Below are 19,534 nucleotides of genomic sequence, written 5' to 3' on the forward strand. Positions count from 1 at the left end.
CGATACTGCTGTAATGCAGTTCAAATTCGGCTCTAATACTAGGCAGACCCTAGACACCGGTGTTTATTGTAGGCAGCTCAATCCAGAGCTGTGTAATAATGTCTTCTACGAGACACTTTTTTCACACACCAAAACTATACCGCCTATGGTTTTCGACAGCCACTGCCACCTCGACTTTCCAGCCTTTGATAAAGACCGGGATGAGCTGCTCGCCCAATGTTACAGGCAGGGCATTACCCATATCTGCCTGCCAGCAACCGAGCAACCCCACTGGTCACGGTTGATCAACATGCTGGGAGCTCATAAAAGTGGCGTGACCCTTTACGGTGCTTTAGGGTTGCATCCTTTCTTTCTGCATTCCCATAAAGACAGCTATCTTGAAGAGCTGGATCAGCTGCTGTCGAATAAACCTGAATCTGTTGTTGCCGTAGGAGAAACCGGCCTCGACCTGTTTATCGAGAACCCTGACCTGCCAAGGCAGGAAGAGCTATTCGCTGCTCAGATTATTATCGCCGCACACCACAACCTGCCGCTGATTCTCCATGTACGCAAAGCTCATGATCAGACCGCCAGCCTGCTGCGCAAACTCAGGTTTCAGGAAGGGGGAATTGTTCACGCATGGTCTGGAAGTGAGCAGCAGGCAAAAGCCTTTCTTGATCTCGGTTTCAAACTCGGCATTGGTGGCAGCCTGACTTACGAGCGTGCAAAACGATTAAGAAGGCAAGTGACCGATCTTCCCCTTAACGCATTTGTTTTGGAAACTGATGCGCCGGATATTCCACCTGCTGGTTTGGAAAAAGGCGAGCGCAACACTCCATTAACGTCGGTGTCAGTTCTGAACATTATGTCAGAGCTGCGACAAGAACCGGTTCATACTCTTGCACCTGCTCTCATGAAAAACACACATCAAGTGCTGAATATTACGACCTGACACTCACCGTTACCCAGACTTCATTCTTGTAAGAACTCTGCATTAATAAAACCAACACCACCAACGCGCCTGCCTGCTCTTCTGACAATGGGGAAACTTTATTCCAACCCCTTGTTCCAACCACCAACGCTTAAGCACCCAGAGCATTGTTTTCACATACAATGACCCGGGTACTTAGCACAATACCGGCACTCACAACACGGGTGAAAACCGGAGATGACAATTGCAATTAGGCGGGTACAAGAATGCCGGAACTCAAGGCGTACTTTTCTTTCCGTCACACTTTGGAATATCGTGTGGCAGTAATGCGCAACCGGATTGCCTGGATTGATTACCACAAAGGTCAGCATGAATTATTTATTCAGGATCTTCCCGATGGAAAACGGCAAAGAGTGCTCTGCAGTGATGGCGACGATGGCCAGCCACTGCGCTTGATCGACTTCTCACCATCCGGACACTATCTACTCCTTACCCAGGGTGCATTTTCTGATGATGGTTTACCCTGCCCAAACCCGAGACAACAAACTATTCCGCCAACTGGTCAGCTCAAACTGCTGGATCTGGACAATCACAGGGAACCGGAAATTATTGCAGGCGCAATGAAAGCGCGGGTGGTGCCGGATGATTCGGCCATTACCTGGGTGATTGATGGCACTGTTTATCTTCGCGCTATTACCCAGCCTGCAATATCTAAACTGTTTTCCCTGCGGGGGCAGATTCAGGAAATCAGTTGGTCGGCCAACAGCCGGCACCTGGCTTTTGTCTGTCAGCGTGATGAACACTCCCTGCTCGGCATTTATACCCGTGGAGAAAAACATATTCGCTGGATATCCCCAGCCTTTGATCGAGATCTGCATCCATGCTGGTCGCCAGATTCCCGCCACCTTGCCTTTATCCGTTTTCTGGGGCCGGATATGGACATCGCCGAGAAGTTATTCTCTGAGCAGGCTGATAGTTTCTCCGTGATGCTCTTGAACGTGGACACTGGCAAGGTGAAACCGGTATGGGAGAGCAGCCTTGAGAAACCGGCAGGATTGTCTTTGCAGTACGGCCAGCGCTCACTGGCCTGGCTGGGGAACCAGCGGCTGCTGTTCTCCCATGACAGCACAGGCTGGGATCATATCTATCAGCACAACCTTTCCGATGACCACTGTTCGCCAGTCACTGAAGGTTCATGGCTGGTTCAGGATTATTCCACTAACCCGACAACCAACCGGAACACAGCTCTTCTTGCCTTCAGCCACAACCGTAAGCGCCGCCACCAGTACGCTTTAGATGTTCTTGATATCACAGCTTTAGAAGAGGACGCCCTCTCTCGGCACAAAAAGCTGCATCTCGCTGATGACAAACAATACTGGCAACCCAGCCCAACAGCAGATGGCCGCTATCTGATTTATCTCACCGGTAACGCCAGTAAGCCCTGTCAGGTTGGTGTACTGAATATGGAAACCAGCCAGTACACCCACCTTCCGGACACCGGGGACTACAAACAGGTAATGGCCGAAGAGTTCCTTCCGGCCACCAACGAAGTCATTCGTTCACAGGATCGCAACACCTGTCACGGTCAACTATTCAAACCCAGAGGGAAAGGCCCCTTCCCTGCGGTGCTGAATATTCACGGTGGCCCCTGGTTGCAGAGTTTGCCTGGCTTCCACCCAAAGCTGGATCTGAGTTTCCAATACGCCTTTTGCCAACTTCTGGCACACTGCGGCTTTATGGTTCTGGATATCAATTATCGGGGAGCCAGCGGTTACGGTAAACTGTTCCGTCAGGCTGCGGAACGGGGATGGGATGGCGCCAGCGACTACCAGGACGTACAGGCTGCCGGCCACTGGTTGAGCCGCCAGCCAGATGTGGATCGTACCCGCATCGGCATTCTGGGAGAATCCTGGGGCGGCTACCTCAGCGCCATGGCGCTGGCGAAAGACAGTAGTCTGTTCCGAGCTGGCGTTGTGATTAATGGCTGTCACAGTTTCCCTCGAGAGCTGCGCAAACCCCACTGGGCCTCCCGCCTGTTCAACAGTGATCAGGGAGAAATAGCCACCGAAGCTATTGCACGTGCAAAAATCGCAGAAGACTCCTCACCCTGGGGCTGGTTGGAACACTGGATGAGTCCGGTGCTACTGGTTCATGGGGATGATGATCGCACCGTCAGTTTTTCAGAAAGCCAGTACCTGGCCCATGCCCTGCGCTGCCAGTGCGTGGAAGTGGAAACTCTGGCCCTTCCCGATGAAGGCCACCAGTTTCTGCTCCATGAATCCTGGCTGAAAGCCGGTCGCCGGACACTGGCCTTTTTGCAGAAGCATTTGCAGGATTAGGGGCGTTACGCGAAAAATATCAAAGCTTATTTTTCTTCCGGAACTTACGGGATTTTCCCTGCACCATTTTCTTCTTAAGTGGCTGCAGGTGATCAATAAACAGCTTGCCATCCAGATGATCAATTTCGTGCTGCAGGCACTCGGCCAGCAGGCCGCGTCCCTCCACATTAAATAACGTCCCGTAACGATCCTGCGCCCTCACTTTCACCCACTGTGACCGGAGAACAGAGGCATAAGCACCAGGAACAGACAGGCAACCCGCATCCATCTTTTGCTGCCCTTCCCTTTCGACAATGTCCGGATTGACAATCACAAAAGGGTTCTGGGCGAGGTCTATTACCGAAACCCTCAGAGACACACCAATCTGCGGAGCGGCCAGCCCACAGCCGTTATTGGCGTACATGGTCTCAAACATATCATCCACAAGAGTCTGAAATTCTGCCCCAAAATCATTCACGCTCTGAGCTCGAGTACGCAATACCGGATCTGGCTCATACACCATGAATCTGATTGCCATACATTCTCCCGCTGAATCGTCGATGCGCCCCAAGCATAGACACCTAAGTACCCGGACCATCGATGAAAAGGCCGAGGCGGGGAGTTGGTATTTATAAGCTGGGTTAGCGAAGGTAACCCAGCTTACAGAGAGCTTTACTTCTGCCGTAAAAGCATGGTTTCCAGACCTTGGGAAGCAAGTTTCTGGCGGGTGCTGTTCACCTCTGGCTCACTATGGAACGGGCCCAGCTGAACCCGGTACCATCTCTCACCGCCGCGAACAGTAACCGCCTCAACCCGTGACTGGAAGCCTGTCAGCAGCAGTTGTGCGTGCAGACGCTCAGCATCTCCGGAGTTACGGAATGAACCGGCCTGCAACAGGAACTTGACACTTCCAGCGGCAGGGTTTGCCGTGACAGCAGATGGCCTGGAGCTTACCGTTTCAGGTACAGGTTTAACCTCTTTTACTGCAGGCCTGGCTGCTACTACAGGCTTCTTGGCAGGCTCTGCCTGAGAGGTCCCGGCTGCAGTATTCTTGGAAGGAACAACCACTTCGGATTCCGGCAGCAATGTATAAAAATCAAATACCGGCCCTTTGTTCTCAGGCTCTTTGCTCTTGGCTGTCGAGGAGGGGTTAAGCTCTGGCATCACTCCCACATTCGGCGAGAGTTCCAACAGCATCATGCTAAAACCACCAATGGCAATGCCGGCTATCAGCCAAAGCCACCCTGGCACTCTTAATGAGGATGAGTCGGCCTTTTTTTGCTTTTTGCCGCTGCCAGCCTGTTTACCAGTCCTTCTTTTAGCGCCCGCCATATCTCCCTCAGAGGACAAATAATAACCTTGATGAAATGATTACCCATCGTGCCATAAACAGCCATAAGCCAAAAGAGCTCATGAAGAGCAGTTCAGGATAATAGTCATGAATATGAGGCCTGACCGTCTTGTGAGCGTTATGGAATTCCGCTAGCATGCAGGGCATGATGACAGCCAAAGACCCCAGTTTTACAATATTTTTTGCACACGCGTATTCAACGCCGGCGCAGAGAACCGGCATTGTACCTGCCGGGGTTACTGTAGTTGATCATTTTATTGCTGAAAACAGCACCCGCCTGAATTTTCTCCGACGACGAAACAACTGATTTCATCAGATAAATTCGTTGTTGGCGCGATGTTCTCATCGCTGCCACCAAAACCGGCCAAACACCTAAACTTACTGAAATCTGCACAGCCTGAATTAAGGATTGCTCCATGAACGTGCTCAAGTTCCTTGACCAAAAGATATCCGCCGCCCTCGTGGCTGCTGGCGCTCCTGCCGACAGTCCGGCCATGGTTCGCCAAAGCGCCCGCGTACAGTTCGGCGACTATCAGTCCAATGGCGTTATGCCAGTGGCCAAGAAGCTGGGCATGAACCCTCGCGAGCTGGCTCAGAAGGTTATCGACAACCTGGACCTGACTGAAGCTGCTGACAAAATTGAAATCGCTGGCCCCGGCTTTATTAACATTTTTCTGAAGCCTGAGTGGATGGCTGAGAAGCTGTCTGGTTATGTTCAGGACGATCGTGCAGGCGTTGAAGAAGCCGCGACCAGGCAGACCATCGTCGTTGACCTGTCTGCTCCCAACGTTGCTAAGGAAATGCACGTAGCACACCTGCGTTCCACAGTTATTGGTGATGCTGTTTCCAAGACTCTGGAATTTCTGGGTCACAAAGTTGTGCGCGCTAACCACATTGGCGACTGGGGCACCCAGTTCGGCATGTTGATTGCCCACCTGGAAGACCTGCAGAAAGATAACCCGGATGTTATGAACTCAGAACTGGGTGATCTGGAAAACTTCTACCGCGAGTCTAAAAAGCATTATGACAGTGACGAAGAGTTTGCCAAGCGTGCACGTAACTATGTGGTGAAGCTGCAGGGCGGCGACGAGTGGTGTCTGACCCAGTGGAAAAAGCTGGTTGACGTGACCATGGAGCAGAACCTGAACACCTACAAGCGTCTGGGCGTGAACATCACAGCCAGGGACACTATGGGTGAGAGCATGTACAACGACATGCTGCCTGCCATAGTAGAAGATATGAAAGGCAAAGGTCTGGCGGTAGAAGACGACGGCGCCATGGTTGTTTACCTGGATGAGTACAAGAACAAAGATGGCGACCCAATGGGCGTTATCGTTCAGAAGCGCGACGGTGGCTTCCTGTACACCACCACAGACATCGCCTGTGCCAGGTACCGTTACGAAAACCTCGGTGCAGACCGTGTGCTGTACTACATCGATGCCCGTCAGGCGCAGCATCTGCAGCAGGCCTGGACCATCGTTCGCAAGGCTGGCTACGTACCTGAGCACGTGACTCTGGAGCACCATGCCTTCGGCATGATGCTGGGCAAAGACAACAAGCCGTTCAAGACCCGTGCTGGCGGTGTTGTAAAACTGGCCAGCCTGCTGGACGAAGCCACTGCCCGTGCGACCAGGCTGATCGAAGAGAAGAGCGGCGACATGCCTGCAGAACAGAAGGCGGAAGTCATCAACGCTATCGCCATGGGTTCCGTGAAGTACTCCGACCTCTCCAAGAACCGGACCAGCGACTACGTGTTCGAGTGGGACAACATGCTGTCCTTCGAAGGCAACACCGCGCCTTACATGATGTACGCCTACACCCGTGTACAGAGCATCTTCCGCAAGGCTGGCGTTGATGTTGCAGCACTGGGCGGCGACATAGCTATCAAGGAAGACGCAGAGCGCGAACTGGCTATCAAGCTGATGCAGTTCAGTGAAGCCGTAGAAGGCGTTGCCCGTGAAGGTATGCCACACATTCTGTGCGCTTACCTGTTCGAGCTGGCTGGCTGTTTTATGAAATTCTACGAGTTCTGCCCAGTCAATAAGGTCGACGTACCTGCCGACGTGAAAACCAGCCGTCTGCAGCTGTGTGCCCTGACAGCCCGCACCCTGAAGCTGGGCCTGGGTTGTATCGGTATTGAGACTGTTGAGCAGATGTAAATCACTCGTTTCCTCTTTGTGAAACTAAAAACGCCAGCGTTATGCTGGCGTTTTTAGTTGTTGTTTTGAGTTGTTACTGGAAAACCGGAGCAGGCTTATTATGTTCCTCGCAATAGTCAGCCATGGTATCGGTAGTCAGCTTGTCGTACTCATCACTCCACAGAGGCGTGTCGGAACCACAGCTATCCTGCCAACCATCGTCACAATGAAAGCTGTGTGCTGGGCCTGATACCCAAATACTGCTTTCTGCATGCCCTGGTTCAGCACAACAGAGAAAGTGAGAGTCTATATCTGACGCTTCGCCGCAGTTAGCGTTTCCATAACCAAAACATATTCCGGAGAAAGATAATCCGGCCAGAAGTGCAACACCTACAGCTTTCATTTTACAACACCTGTTGTTTACCCATGAAGGACGCAATGTAGTGTAGTCAATCTCCCAGATGCTTCCTGTCAACTTTGCAAAATATATCAATCAGCTGACTTGCGAGATCGAAGTTTAGCCAATCGATGCCAGGGTCTGTTGAGGTCTTATCCACACAAAAATGAGCGAAGGGCCCTTATTGAATACTCGATAAAGGCCCCTCAGGGATAAGACGCTATCAGTGTTTTCTCAGCAGGCGTTAAAGCCAGCCTCATGCTCTCATCCGGTGAAAACATCGTGGCTTCTCCCTGCTCCCGAAGGCTGTAGATAACCCGAAATGCCAGAACATTCTTCACATAACGGCGGGTCTCATCGTAGGGAATGGTTTCAATCCACACATCCAGTGGCAGATGTCCGCGAGCACGCAGCCATCGCCGTACAGCAGAGCCTCCCGCATTATAGGCAGCAGTGGCAAAAACCCGGTTATCTTCAAACTGTCTGGTCAGCCACTCCAAATGAGCTGTTCCCAATGCAATATTGGTTTCCGGTTTATACAGTTCTGAAGCTTTTTTGAACGGAATCTGTTTTTGTCGGGCAGCTTGCCTGGCAGTAGAGGGAATCAGCTGCATTAACCCGCGCGCACCTGCATGGGAGTGTGCCGCTGGGTTGAACGCACTCTCCTGTCGGGCGATAGAAACGACCCAGGAATAATCAATTCCACGCTTTTGGGCATAGTGGGAAAACAGATGTTCCTGTGGTGAGGGGAAGCGCACATCCAGATCATTCCACATCGCCTCACGGGCTGCAGCCATAATTGCCTGATGATGCCAGCCCAGTTGATGAGCCAGATAAGGCAGCAATCTGCGCTCCTGAACGGTTAAGCGAGGCTTTATGCGGTTCAGCTCCGATTGCACCTGAACCATACGATCCAGAGCCAGCCACTCTTTTATGCGCGCAAAACCATTGTGGCGTGCCATCAACTGATTCAATTCTGCTTGTGAATGACGGGCAGACTGGTGATTAAGCTGGAAAGGTTTACCTGTTAGATCTGCCACCAGAAAACCATAGAAGCTGCGCTCCTGACGCAAGCGATCCAACGTACCAGACACTTCTTTTTCAGGCGGCACAAGAAGAGAAGAAGGGCTGAGTTTAATATTCGCCACTTCCTGCCAGTAGCTCCAGCTTGCGTGTTGTTGTTCAGCCTCTGGGAGCTGTTGAATATTGCGCTTAACGGATTCCCAGTCTTGCTGCTCTAATGCCAGACGCACACGCCACTTGGTAACGTCCGTATATTTATACTCTGGGTCGATACGAGCAATCTGCTCCTCTGCATGCTCGGTAAAACGTTTGGCAAAACGCAGTGCCAGACGCTTATCCAGGTTGCCTCTGACGTCAGGCGCAAAAGGATGTTTGTCCCGTAGAGTCAACCACAGATCAAGGGCTTTATCGTGGTTATGGGGAATCTGTCGCTTCACGCCATACACCATAATCTGACGATGCTTTGCCTGAGTTCCATCCAGCAACGAAGCTTTCTTTAACAATGCAGGATTGCGATAAACACGCCAGAACAATTGGGTATCATCTTTGTAAAACGGCTGGGTAATGCTGCGATCGATATAACGGGCCAGAGACGTTTTCCCGTTAGCCACGGCCAGCCAGAAGCGCTGGGATGCCAGACTCTGGGTGAGTTGTCCGGCCTTCTTCCACTGGTGAAACAAGGGGTCGCAAGCCTTATTCTGAGACTTTCCAACCAGCCATAGATTTTGTGCACGTTGCCAGGCGGCAGATTGATTACCTGTTGCCAGCAATGCTCGTCCCTGCAGGCACTGATACCGCACTCCAGGTTGCTTTTCCAGCCTGTTATAAGCCTGCAGATAAGCTTGCCAGCGCTGTTTGCGGGCCAGCCAGCCTAACCATTTGTACTGAATGCGAGAAGATTGAGGCAGCCTGGGGTTATCCGCTACAAAGGTATCAATATCCTGTTGGGAAATATGGCTGAGGCGATTTTTAAGAAACAGGTATTCCAAATGTCCGGCAAGAGGATACTCGTCCAGTGTTTCTTTATGCTGTTGATAAAGCGTATTGCTGCCACTTTCCAGAGAAAGTTCCACTTGCTGAAACAGCGTCCGCTGCTCTGAAATATTGGAAGGAGAACTGGGAAGGTTAATACTGGCCACACTGGAAAAGCTGGTACTTAAAACAAACAGTCCAACCACACGGGAAATAAAACAAAAGGGTGCTTTCATTGAGCTTTTGGCTCCTGAGCTTTTGGCAGCCCGGTGAACGAGCCTTTTTTTCATTATGCGTTAAGCCTATGCCAGGATGGCGCAGGTACTCAATAAAATTCCCTTCCCCTTTACAAAAAAACAAAGTTCTCAGCCAGTGCTCAACGCAAGCTTCCTTTGTCATCAAGCTTCAGATAAGGCAGGAGCTCTCCCGAAGCCTCTCCGGTACAATGAAGGCAACACTGCGAAGATCTCACCATTCCAAGATGCAGAATCTGTTCGCGGTGCGTATTCAATGCCGAAAGTAAGGGTCGAAGCCCTTTCTTTTGGCTTATATCATTGCGGACTTCTTCTGTAATCTCCTCCAGTCTGAGAATAGGGTTCCCCCTTTTTATCCTCCCACCTGTCACACTCTTGTATTGCCTTAGCTCCCCAGCCCTCTGGGCAACTACCTTTTCCATATGTTTAAACACCGTTTTGATATCATCCTCGGTTGTCCAGTCACCAAAAGGGTTCTCCTCGGTATGGAATACTATATGCTCAACAGCGCTACGCAGAGATAAGACCTGCACATTCTGGCCGTGTAAAGGTGAACCTGGTGGTTGAGGAGTACTTTTGTCACTCCATGTCTCCTGAAACGATAGCGTGTCACTGGCAGGCCCTTGTACTCCATAGCCTGATAAACTCAGCAAAAAGGGTGGAGATATGGAAGGAGGTGTTGCTGGGCTGTTTTTTCTTTCTACTCTGCTGGGATTCAATTCCGGTGAACGCCACCTCCTATGCTCATGCGCCTCTATGTCCATGCTTTCGGCGTCATTTATAACGACTGTCCACGGTAAGTCGCTTGGAGAATAGGTAAACTCAAAAGGCCCATCCTGTATTTCAAAGTGAGGGTCATGCCACCCCTTTACGAAAAATGGGCTGGTAGCATGAACTTTTTGATCTAGAGATAACATCCCATCACTGTCGTCAGTTACCAGCTTGCCTGAAGACCACTTCCTGACCTTCACCATGACCTGATCAGCTTTTTCCGGGTTTCTCCCTAAAACCAAAAACTTTGGTTCAAAACTTTCAATAGTATTGTCATAAACTGTTTCCTCCTTCGGTTCAAATATCAGCATTAAATCAGAAGAGTCAGGTGCACATCTGCTCTCCACTGCCTGGAAGCTCAAAAAGCAATTTTTACTTTTATCAATTTTCCCCGTAGCAATAATGCTGAACGACCTGTCATGACTAGACGGTGCCAGCCCCTCTTTCAATTCAAAATGCTTAGCAAAATGAACTACCAGTTTTGTTAGCCAATGTCTTCTAATCAGTTCCAGGTCTTGTTTTTCCGCACCCAGCATATCGACCACAGTCATATCATTTGAATCAGCGGAGGAGCCGGGCCTGGCATCATCCAGCCGATATGCAAAATACAATTGGGAAAACGGAAGCACTACCCCCTCAGATGCTTCAGACTCTTGCTGCAGCAAACTGCGGTTAACTGCTGCGAGCGGACTGTTTCCATCACCAAAATCACTATTAACAATCAGCATAACTCTATTACTTCTGCTCTCTTGATCCTGATAGTTCATACTGAATCCATAGAACTCTTCATGGATTGGCAAGCTCATACTAATGTCAGAAGTACCATCAGATACAAGTTGAGATACAGCAGCAGGTCTGTGAGCATCCGGTACACTTTGAAGCATATAAGCCTCATGTTCCATAGAGGGTATGTGACTCCTTTGATATGTGATGGTCAGCCTGTTTTGTTGTGTATTTATACGCTGCTCTTCCAGTTTAAAAAGAAAATGGGGAACAACCACTTCAATTCTATGTTCTTCAGCCGAGTAAGCACTCAGGGAGGAAAGCAATAAGGCCACAATATAAACAGCATGGGCGTGAAAACGTTTCAGGTTGCCAGACATAACGTCTCTATCTCTCAGGCTCTGTGCAAGGGGAGAGAGTAGACAAAAAACATGTACCGTGTCGTTTAAATAGAGCTTTAAACTTCCAGCATAAACGTCACTGGCCCATCATTAAGCAAACTGACTTTCATGTCGGCACCAAAACGGCCAGTAGACACTTTAGGGTGCCTGGCTTTCGCCATATTCACAAACTGGTTATAAAGCTCTTTCCCCAGAGCAGGAGAGGCTCCGGAACTAAAACTGGGGCGCAGTCCTTTACGGGTTTCGGCCACCAGTGTGAACTGGGATACCACCAGCACCCCCCCTTCAATGTCGGTGACGCTGCAGTTCATCTTGCCCTCTTCGTCCGAGAACATGCGGTACTTGAGCACCTTATCCAGCAATTTACTGGCTTTTTCCGGTGTATCGTCTTTCTCCACACCTAGCAGCAGCAGAATACCGTTATCAATTTCTCCAATGGTCTCCCCATCGACCACAATACTGGCATGACTCACCCTCTGTACCAGACCTTTCATCCAAAACACTCCTGCGCTCTCTAAACCTGAGCTTCCAATGCTTCCATTAAAAGAGGGGCGAACTAAACTTTCAGTTCCTTCCCCGTGAGATCTTCCGCTATGCACCATGACAGTCTCACAGCAGTACTGAACGCCAGTAAAAACTGGATTAAACACTTTAACAAGGGGGACAGCGATTACTGCACCGCAGCTTACATCCCAGATGCCCTGATGGAGGCCAAACCCATGGGCGAATACACGGGCCGTGAGGAGATTAATAACTTCTGGCGCCCGTTTATTCAATCTGGAGCCACTGATTTGATATATACCGATATCTGGCTCAAACAGATTGATGAAACCAAAGTTCATTTGGGCGCCAACTGGCGCATGAATGTCGGGCGGGGGGTTATTACCCTGGAGGAGTGGGTGAAAACGGAGTCAGGCCCCTGGAAGCTTGCAATGGATGCCTTCGAAATACAGGAGCAGTTCCAGTAGCCTGAACACTATTTGAATAGCCTGTTCTTAAATATTAAGAGCTTCTGTCCAGATTAAATTCCGCTTTAAACCGACGGGCCATCTCATCTGTTGCTCGCACCATGGCATCACGAATCCCTGACTCATTGGCTGAATGTCCCGCATCTCTCACGATACGCAGTTCACTGTTCGGCCAGGCAGCCTGAAGGGTCAGGGCATTCTCCAGTGGGCAGATTATATCGTAGCGACCATGAACGATAATGCCGGGGACATCCTCAATGGCTGATAATTCCGGTAGCACACCATCGGTTTCCAGAAAGATATTGTTAGCGAGATAGTGTGTGCAGATACGCGCCAGCGCTATAGCTTTGTGGGGGTCAGAAAAACTGTCCAGCACCTCCTGACTGGGACGCAATGTGGAACAGTGAGCATCCCACGTGCAAAACGCTTTTGCCGCTCCCATGCGAGCCAGCTCGTCATCACCCGTCAGGCGTTTGTAGCAGGCCTGCAGCAAGTCATCCCGTTCATTCTCAGGAAAATGTGCCGCAAAAGTTTGCCAGTAATCCGGAAATATGCGTCCTGACCCCTCTTTGGAAAATAACCAGCGGCTGTCACTTTCCCGCCCGAGATAAACACCTCGGAGCACCAGCCCCAACACCTTATCGGTGTGACGGGCCGCGTATAGCAGAGCGAGTGTAGCCCCCCAAGAGCCACCCAACACCAGCCAGCGATCAATTTTGAGCTCAGTACGGATGGTTTCCATATCAGAGACCAGATCGTCCGAGGTGTTGTCTTTCAACTCAGCATGGGGTGTAGAGCGACCGCAACCCCGCTGATCCCAGGTGATGATTCGATACATCTGCGGATCGAAAAAACGGCGACTGTGCTTATCGCAGGCACCCCCTGGGCCGCCGTGGAGGAATATGACCGGGATACCTTCAGGGTTACCACTCTCATCTACATAGATTTTATGCCCTCCGGATACCGGAAGGTTATGACGGGCATAAGGCTTAATGGGCGGGTAGAGGGTCAGCATTGAGAAATCCCTGTAAGTTCCTGACATGTGGGCGCCACTGCGACTACTACCACACTACTCCTATGGCGCGCCTTCTTAAAGCCATTATAAATGAAAAGCCCCGAAGCATTTCTGCAACGGGGCCGGGTATTACTTCTTCTTGTTCATACGCTTGCGCTCAACCTCAGTGAGGTACTTCTTACGCAGGCGGATGTGGTTTGGTGTTACTTCAACCAGTTCGTCGTCATCGATGAATTCCAGAGCCTGCTCCAGAGTGTGGCGGATAGGCGGAGTCAGGATAATGTTTTCATCAGTACCGGCAGCACGTACGTTAGTCAGCTGCTTACCCTTGGTGGGGTTCACCATCAGATCGTTGTCACGAATGTGAAGACCGATGATCTGACCTTCGTACACATCAATATTCGGATCGATAAACATACGACCACGGCTTTGCAGGTTGAACAGGGAGTAACCCAGTACCTTACCCTTCACCATGGACACCAGTACACCATTATTACGACGGCCAACTTCACCTTCCTTCACAGGACCATAGTGGTCGAAGATGGAAGTCAGAATGCCGGAGCCGGAGGTCAGGGTCAGGAACAGGGAACGGAAACCGATCAGGCCACGGGATGGCATGATAAAGTCCAGGCGCACGCGTCCCTTGCCATCAGGAACCATGTTTTTCAGCTCGGCCTTACGCAGCCCCAGCTCTTCCATGATGGAACCCTGATGCTCCTCTTCAACATCAACAACAACCTGCTCGTAAGGTTCTTCCTTCACACCGTTGTTATCACGAACAACAACCTCAGGACGGGAAACCGCCAGCTCGTAGCCTTCACGACGCATAGTTTCGATCAGAACAGACAAGTGCAGCTCACCACGACCAGCCACCTTGAACTTGTCAGCATCATCGCCCTGCTCAACTCGCAGTGCCACGTTATGGATAAGTTCACGTTCCAGACGATCCTTGATGTTCCGGGAGGTAACAAACTTACCGTCCTGTCCACAGAATGGAGAGTCGTTCACCTGGAAAGTCATGGATACGGTTGGCTCATCGACAGTCAGTGCTGGCAGAGCTTCCACATTGTTCACGTCGCACAGAGTATCGGAGATGTTCAGACCTTCAATACCGGTGATACAGATAATGTCGCCAGCGCGGGCATCTTCTGTCTCAACACGCTCCAGACCAAGGTGACCCATCACCTTCTGAATCTTGGCGTTGCGTTCTTCACCTTCACGGTTGATCAGGCGCACTGGCGTACCAGGCTGGATATGGCCACGTTTCACACGGCCGATACCGATTACGCCTACGTAGCTGTTATAGTCCAGAGCGGAGATTTGCATCTGGAACGGGCCTTCTACGTCAACGTCCGGGCTGGGTACGTTTTCGGTGATCATCTCAAACAGCGGAGTCATGTCTTCCGCCAGCTGGTCTGGCTCCAGACCGGCCACACCGTTCAGTGCAGAGGCGTAGATCACCGGGAAGTCCAGCTGCTCGTCGGTAGCACCCAGGTTGTCGAACAGGTCAAATACCTGATCCATAACCCAGTCGGGCCGCGCGCCGGGGCGGTCTACCTTGTTGATAACTACGATGGGGCGCAAACCCTGCTCGAACGCCTTGGAGGTGACGAAGCGGGTTTGTGGCATTGGGCCGTCTACTGCGTCTACCAGCAGTAACACGGAATCCACCATAGACAGAACACGTTCCACTTCACCACCGAAGTCAGCGTGCCCTGGGGTATCCACAATGTTGATATGGTAATCATTCCAGTTAATGGCCGTGTTCTTGGCCAGAATGGTAATGCCGCGCTCTTTCTCCTGGTCGTTGGAGTCCATGATGCGCTCGGTGCCCTGATCCTTACGGCCAAGGGTTCCGGACTGCTGCAACAGCTTATCGACCAGCGTGGTTTTACCGTGGTCAACGTGGGCGATGATCGCTACGTTGCGCAGTTTTTCAATTACAGACTCGCTCACAAGGAAGTTGCCTCTTTCATCCAGCTCCCCAAGCCTTACTCGGCCAGGGCATCCGCCAGAAGTTTGTCCAGTTTCTGCTGGAACCCTTTTGAGGAACCAGCCATATCGTTATAGCTTTCTGCCAGAATAGCCGTTGAATCACCCAACAGCTTGATATCGTCCCGATAACGGGTCATATGTCTGAAATTTCGTAGCCTGCTCGTCTCACTGAGACTGTAGTTATGGCAGCGCATATCAGAAATATCGATCAGTCCGAAGCGTTCATCCGGCATGCGGAGAATATTTCCCATGTGCAGAGAACGGAAATACACCCCGGAACGGTGCAGCCAGGCAATAAATCGACCCAGATCACGGACCAGATGTTGCCGCTCCAGGTCGTTACACTCTCCCAGCCATGTGCGCAGAGTGTCACCGGCCAGTGGCCGGTAATGAACGCCTGTTCGCTCAATGGATGGAATTTTATAAACAGACTTTATTTCAACTGTCGGTATGCCTCGCTGAATCAGCGCATGGGCATTTTCGGCAAAACGCATGGCATAAGGCCATATCAGCTCAGACGTCAGTAACCGCTTGCGGCGGAACAACTTCAGAAATGTTCCGTCCTGCAGAATGATTACCTTATCGCCAAAGCCATCGGCTTCAATAACTCTGCCGCCTTCCCGCAGTCTGTTATAGTCTGTAGCAGTAAGAATCTGCATTGAAAATTTTCAGCTTTCGTGTGTGCTGGTTGGCAAAGGCGGGCATTCTACCTGTACAGCCCCTGTAGGGAAAGGGACTTTGCATCCGTCAGAGGGAGGAATCCGGAGCCTCCATGCTCCGGTGGCTTTTCATTTACTTACTCTTTATCCAGATAGTACCAACTATTCCCAGCTGGCCTGCGTCCATCAGAGCCTTGAAGAGCTTGTCTTCTGCCTGTACATGATTCGATTCTCTATTCTTGAGTCTTGTCAAAAACTGCAGAGCACCTTCCTTTCCATTTCCTTTTGACAACTCCTTCCACGCCTCTATTTCACAATCTTCAATGTTACAGCTTCTGGCCAGCGTCACCCATTTACTATAAATTCTACCCGCAGCACTTTCCCTTACACTAAATTCATCGAAGATTCCAGCGTATTGATACCCTTTGGACAAGCCTATAAAGGAGGAGGCCTGACCCACATTACTGGCACCACCCAGGGCAATATCCCCCCCTGTACTGGAATGGCGTTGAGGAACCAGCTTACCTGCTGTTTTCACCATGACCGCATACATTTCTTCGTCGGTTCCAACGCGCCCAAGAACATCCAGGAAAGCGTCTCTCATACCGTTTTCATAGATATCGTCAGAAGGCACAGAGCTTCTGAGCATCTTATCGAAGGTTATTTCACTATCTTCATCAAGTTCTTCGACAGAGTTAGATAAAACGACCACGAGCTTTCCGTAGGTGGTCGCATCAACATTTTGTGAGAAGTCCATGTAGTTAAGTAATGACTTGAAATCGATGACCCGCGGATTATGCACAAGGCCAAGGCGGCCCAGCAGGGCTTCCGTATCGGTAATAGCAACATCATCAAGCTGGGAGGCGTGCTTCATAAAGAAGCTTTTTATAAGACTATCAACACTCACAAGAGCGGTTTGGGTTTTAAACTCCTTTGTGACCATCTCTCTTAAGGTGTTCAAGTCAATCCCCTGTTGCTCAATCCCTGCCACGACTGCTCTCTCATCCGCACTGACTCCCCTCCTGGGCATCAGATCAACATACTTGAGCATAATATTGGTTTGCATCTCTTCCGAGCTGTTTTGTTTCAGATATTGACGGCGCTCATTCGGCTTGCTCTTCATCAATCCGTAAAACTGTTCAAATTTCCCTCCGACATGCCGCCAGGCTATTCCAACAAGAGCCCAGTTGGTAGACGGTGCCATTTTGAGAACAAAGCTTTTTGTGACCCCATTCAGTTTGAGACGGTAGGAGCTCAAGTCATCTTCAACATTCTGCTGTATGACATCAAGAGCGTTTTGCTGGTGTGCCTGTAATCCTCTCTTACGGGCTATCATATTCGCCATGGCAGTCATTCCCTGCTCAAACATTCCTCCAAGACCAGGAGCAGGCGCGGCAGGTGCAGGGGCTGCGTCAGGAGTGGCCGCAGCCACTGTCGTATGACTTATATGTACATTAACAGTGGCAGCCCCTCCGGCGTTTTCTGAAGCAGGCAGTTTACTCCGGACGTCGTACTCGGAGCCTGGCTGTCTCTCATATGACCTCTCCTCTACATGAACCCTGGGCGTTGAAGTGGAAGCTGTTTCCTTCTCGGACATTTTGGCAGGCCCGCTATGGGTTTCCCTCACATCAGATTGATTACTCCCAGAAAGAGATTGATGCCCAGCCGATTGTGGAGCAGATTTAGTCTTTACCCAAGCCTGATAATCTTGAGCTATAACTCCCGCCAATGCTTTCATTCCAGGAGTGGAAGACGTGGACATTGCGCTAAAAACTTCACCCAGGCATGCCTCCCCCTCTTTCATGGATGTGTGCATGATATTATTTAATGTTTCTTTCGCATCAAATGATCCCCACATGCCCGATTTAGCAATTAAAGCCACTTTAGCTTTGGCTTTTGAACCGAGTGCTTTCTCTAATTCAGTACTACTTCCAATAAGGTTCCCGAAATCTGCTTCCGTTAAGACGACACCGCTCACCCAATCACCAAATTTGGCCTTTGTTCCAAAGTTGTCCAAATAAGTCTTCAGCTGAGCAATCTCAACACCATTCACCATGTCTCCAGACGCTGCAGTCGCCTTAGTCGCTAAGGTTCCCCATAAAAAAGCAACAGCAAATAGCGCTATTTTTCCCAATCCCAACCTCGGCGCATATCCTCTCGATATGAACATCAGAACCTCGCATTTTTATTGTGGAAGGGTACTGAGTCTAGAAAGAGAATCAGAATTTACTGTGTTTTTTTCGACAGTTTTCCCCCATCAGCGCAGGAGGAGTAACCCAAAACGAAAAATCACTCAGGCCTGAAACTTATACTCTATCCTTCGGCTCTTGGACTCTTAGCACATATTCAGATTACGGAGCCATATTGAAATGCAGAAGACTCTTAGAAGCACCAAACTTTATGCTGCACCCAAAATTGCGTTATTAGCCTTATCTTTATGTTGTATCCCACTTCAGTCATATTCAGGGCAGACAAAACTCAATATCTCCACAAACGTTGCGTACGAGTTTGATTCGCAAGAACTGAAGATGAGAGGCTTTAATGGGCTAACCCAGAAAAGGGAGAGGAACGGAGAGGGGACAAGTATTTCTATTGTTTCTGTTGGCAAAAAGCCCCAGGGATTTATTGAGTTAAGCCCTTCTGATCCACCAACACAAGGTACCCTTCATGTCATAATATTGAGGCCCAGAGACCAGGAAAGCCGTAGTAACTCACTCTCCATAACCTACTCTTCAGATTCTTCAGGCACTTCATTATTACCGCCTCCGTCCTATGAAGATATAACGTCAGCCATGCAGAATATGTCTATTACTGAATGGCAGCCCGGAAAGCTGGGAGTCACCTTACCAGCCAGAAAAGACACACCTTCGTTTCTATCCCTTGATGATGGCTCAGCCAGAGTCACTGCCCCTGAACATGAAATCATGGTGGCGTTTAGCTGCAAGAATTCACACTGGGATTTCATTCTCTCGCAACACCCGGAAATTATGCTGGATCATCAGGGTTATACGTTTAACAGCACAAAAGATCTCGAAACACGCCCTGCGAATGACCTGATAGTCATCATGCATCTGATAGACGACCATAAGCGGTCCAGAGTGACTATCCACACAGTCAAAGGTCTTGATGTTGCAGGGGCTGAAGGGGAAGACTATACACTGGACACAGCGGAAAGATCTCAGCTTATACGACTTGCCCCAACTGAAACGTTCGTGGCTCTGGCACGTCATGTCAATATATCCGAACCGGATATAGCCAGTGTCACAACAAATCCCATGCACCCTAATCCGTCAGACAAATCCTACGAACTCCTGAAACTTGTTGCAGATGCAGTAACAGATGGCAACAAAGCTTCTGTTTTAGCCCAAAAACTCGAGGAGGCCGGTCATCCTCAAATTGCGGAAAGAGTCAGAAACAAACAACTGGAAATCACGGTTGACGATCAGGATCTTCAGCAACAAATGGTTTACCTTGGTAAACACTTGGATGAATATGCGACCACTCTTGCACTGCAGATTGGGATGGGGGAAGACGATACCAAAAGGGTAAAAAATGAAACTATGCATGGTTACGTATTGCTTGATCGTGCAGGTAGGATGAACCAGCTCTATGATGTGTATAAAGCCTGCCTCAACATCG

General features: G+C 50.1%; 16 protein-coding genes. 5 read left to right on the top strand and 11 right to left on the bottom strand.

Annotation, left to right across the window (positions count from 1 at the left end):
- Window positions 1-145 precede the first annotated feature (145 nt).
- The gene (locus tag E1189_RS21700; protein ID WP_196221562.1) at window positions 146-931 is read left to right on the top strand and encodes a TatD family hydrolase; all 786 of its coding nucleotides are present in this window, start codon (window positions 146-148) and stop codon (window positions 929-931) included.
- Window positions 932-1,176: 245 nt separating this feature from the next.
- Window positions 1,177-3,249, top strand: coding sequence for a S9 family peptidase (locus E1189_RS21705; RefSeq protein ID WP_155163263.1), 2,073 nt, complete (start codon window positions 1,177-1,179; stop codon window positions 3,247-3,249).
- Window positions 3,250-3,268: 19 nt separating this feature from the next.
- On the opposite strand, the gene def is transcribed toward E1189_RS21705, so the two are convergent.
- The 3 genes from def to E1189_RS21720 all read right to left on the bottom strand — a co-directional run bounded on the left by def (window position 3,269) and on the right by E1189_RS21720 (window position 4,997).
- Complete coding sequence (gene def / locus E1189_RS21710) at window positions 3,269-3,766, bottom strand: peptide deformylase (protein ID WP_155163264.1); 498 nt, start codon at window positions 3,764-3,766, stop codon at window positions 3,269-3,271.
- Between the two features lie 134 nt (window positions 3,767-3,900).
- Entirely contained in the window at window positions 3,901-4,560 is a 660-nt protein-coding gene (locus E1189_RS21715) for an SPOR domain-containing protein (RefSeq protein ID WP_155163265.1), read from the bottom strand.
- A 215-nt stretch (window positions 4,561-4,775) separates the two neighbouring features.
- Entirely contained in the window at window positions 4,776-4,997 is a 222-nt protein-coding gene (locus E1189_RS21720) for a hypothetical protein (protein ID WP_155163266.1), read from the bottom strand.
- Between E1189_RS21720 and argS the strand changes: the two genes are divergently transcribed.
- The gene (gene argS / locus E1189_RS21725) at window positions 4,996-6,738 is read left to right on the top strand and encodes an arginine--tRNA ligase (RefSeq protein ID WP_155163267.1); all 1,743 of its coding nucleotides are present in this window, start codon (window positions 4,996-4,998) and stop codon (window positions 6,736-6,738) included. The two genes, E1189_RS21720 and argS, sit on opposite strands and share 2 nt — an antisense overlap.
- Window positions 6,739-6,811: 73 nt before the next feature.
- Here argS and E1189_RS21730 read toward each other — a convergent pair whose 3' ends face one another.
- The 4 genes from E1189_RS21730 to dtd form a co-directional block, all read right to left on the bottom strand.
- The gene (locus tag E1189_RS21730; protein ID WP_155163268.1) at window positions 6,812-7,120 is read right to left on the bottom strand and encodes a hypothetical protein; all 309 of its coding nucleotides are present in this window, start codon (window positions 7,118-7,120) and stop codon (window positions 6,812-6,814) included.
- Window positions 7,121-7,320: 200 nt separating this feature from the next.
- A complete protein-coding gene (locus E1189_RS21735; RefSeq protein ID WP_196221563.1) occupies window positions 7,321-9,345 on the bottom strand; it encodes a transglycosylase SLT domain-containing protein in 2,025 nt (674 codons plus the stop codon).
- 140 nt (window positions 9,346-9,485) lie between these two features.
- Window positions 9,486-11,237, bottom strand: coding sequence for a hypothetical protein (locus E1189_RS21740; protein ID WP_155163270.1), 1,752 nt, complete (start codon window positions 11,235-11,237; stop codon window positions 9,486-9,488).
- 77 nt (window positions 11,238-11,314) lie between these two features.
- Window positions 11,315-11,752, bottom strand: coding sequence for a D-aminoacyl-tRNA deacylase (gene dtd, locus E1189_RS21745; protein ID WP_155163271.1), 438 nt, complete (start codon window positions 11,750-11,752; stop codon window positions 11,315-11,317).
- 99 nt (window positions 11,753-11,851) lie between these two features.
- Here dtd and E1189_RS21750 point away from each other — a divergent pair, with 99 nt between their 5' ends.
- Complete coding sequence (locus E1189_RS21750) at window positions 11,852-12,226, top strand: Cif family virulence factor (protein ID WP_155163272.1); 375 nt, start codon at window positions 11,852-11,854, stop codon at window positions 12,224-12,226.
- Window positions 12,227-12,260: 34 nt separating this feature from the next.
- On the opposite strand, the gene pip is transcribed toward E1189_RS21750, so the two are convergent.
- The 4 genes from pip to E1189_RS21770 all read right to left on the bottom strand — a co-directional run bounded on the left by pip (window position 12,261) and on the right by E1189_RS21770 (window position 18,029).
- Window positions 12,261-13,241, bottom strand: coding sequence for a prolyl aminopeptidase (gene pip / locus E1189_RS21755; RefSeq protein ID WP_155163273.1), 981 nt, complete (start codon window positions 13,239-13,241; stop codon window positions 12,261-12,263).
- Between the two features lie 129 nt (window positions 13,242-13,370).
- Window positions 13,371-15,197, bottom strand: a complete 1,827-nt coding sequence (gene typA / locus E1189_RS21760; protein ID WP_329602169.1) for a translational GTPase TypA — start codon at window positions 15,195-15,197, stop codon at window positions 13,371-13,373.
- 35 nt (window positions 15,198-15,232) lie between these two features.
- Window positions 15,233-15,895, bottom strand: coding sequence for a lipopolysaccharide kinase InaA family protein (locus E1189_RS21765; protein WP_155163275.1), 663 nt, complete (start codon window positions 15,893-15,895; stop codon window positions 15,233-15,235).
- A gap of 133 nt (window positions 15,896-16,028) precedes the next feature.
- Window positions 16,029-18,029 (bottom strand): death domain-containing protein, encoded by a 2,001-nt coding sequence (locus tag E1189_RS21770; protein ID WP_155163276.1) that lies wholly within the window; start codon window positions 18,027-18,029, stop codon window positions 16,029-16,031.
- Between the two features lie 667 nt (window positions 18,030-18,696).
- Here E1189_RS21770 and E1189_RS21775 point away from each other — a divergent pair.
- Window positions 18,697-19,534, top strand: an 838-nt coding sequence (locus E1189_RS21775; RefSeq protein WP_196221564.1) for a hypothetical protein, incomplete at its 3' end; no start/stop codon positions are given.

It is taken from the genome of Parendozoicomonas verongulae (assembly GCF_009711465.1).
GTDB classification, from domain to species: domain Bacteria; phylum Pseudomonadota; class Gammaproteobacteria; order Pseudomonadales; family Endozoicomonadaceae; genus Sansalvadorimonas; species Sansalvadorimonas verongulae.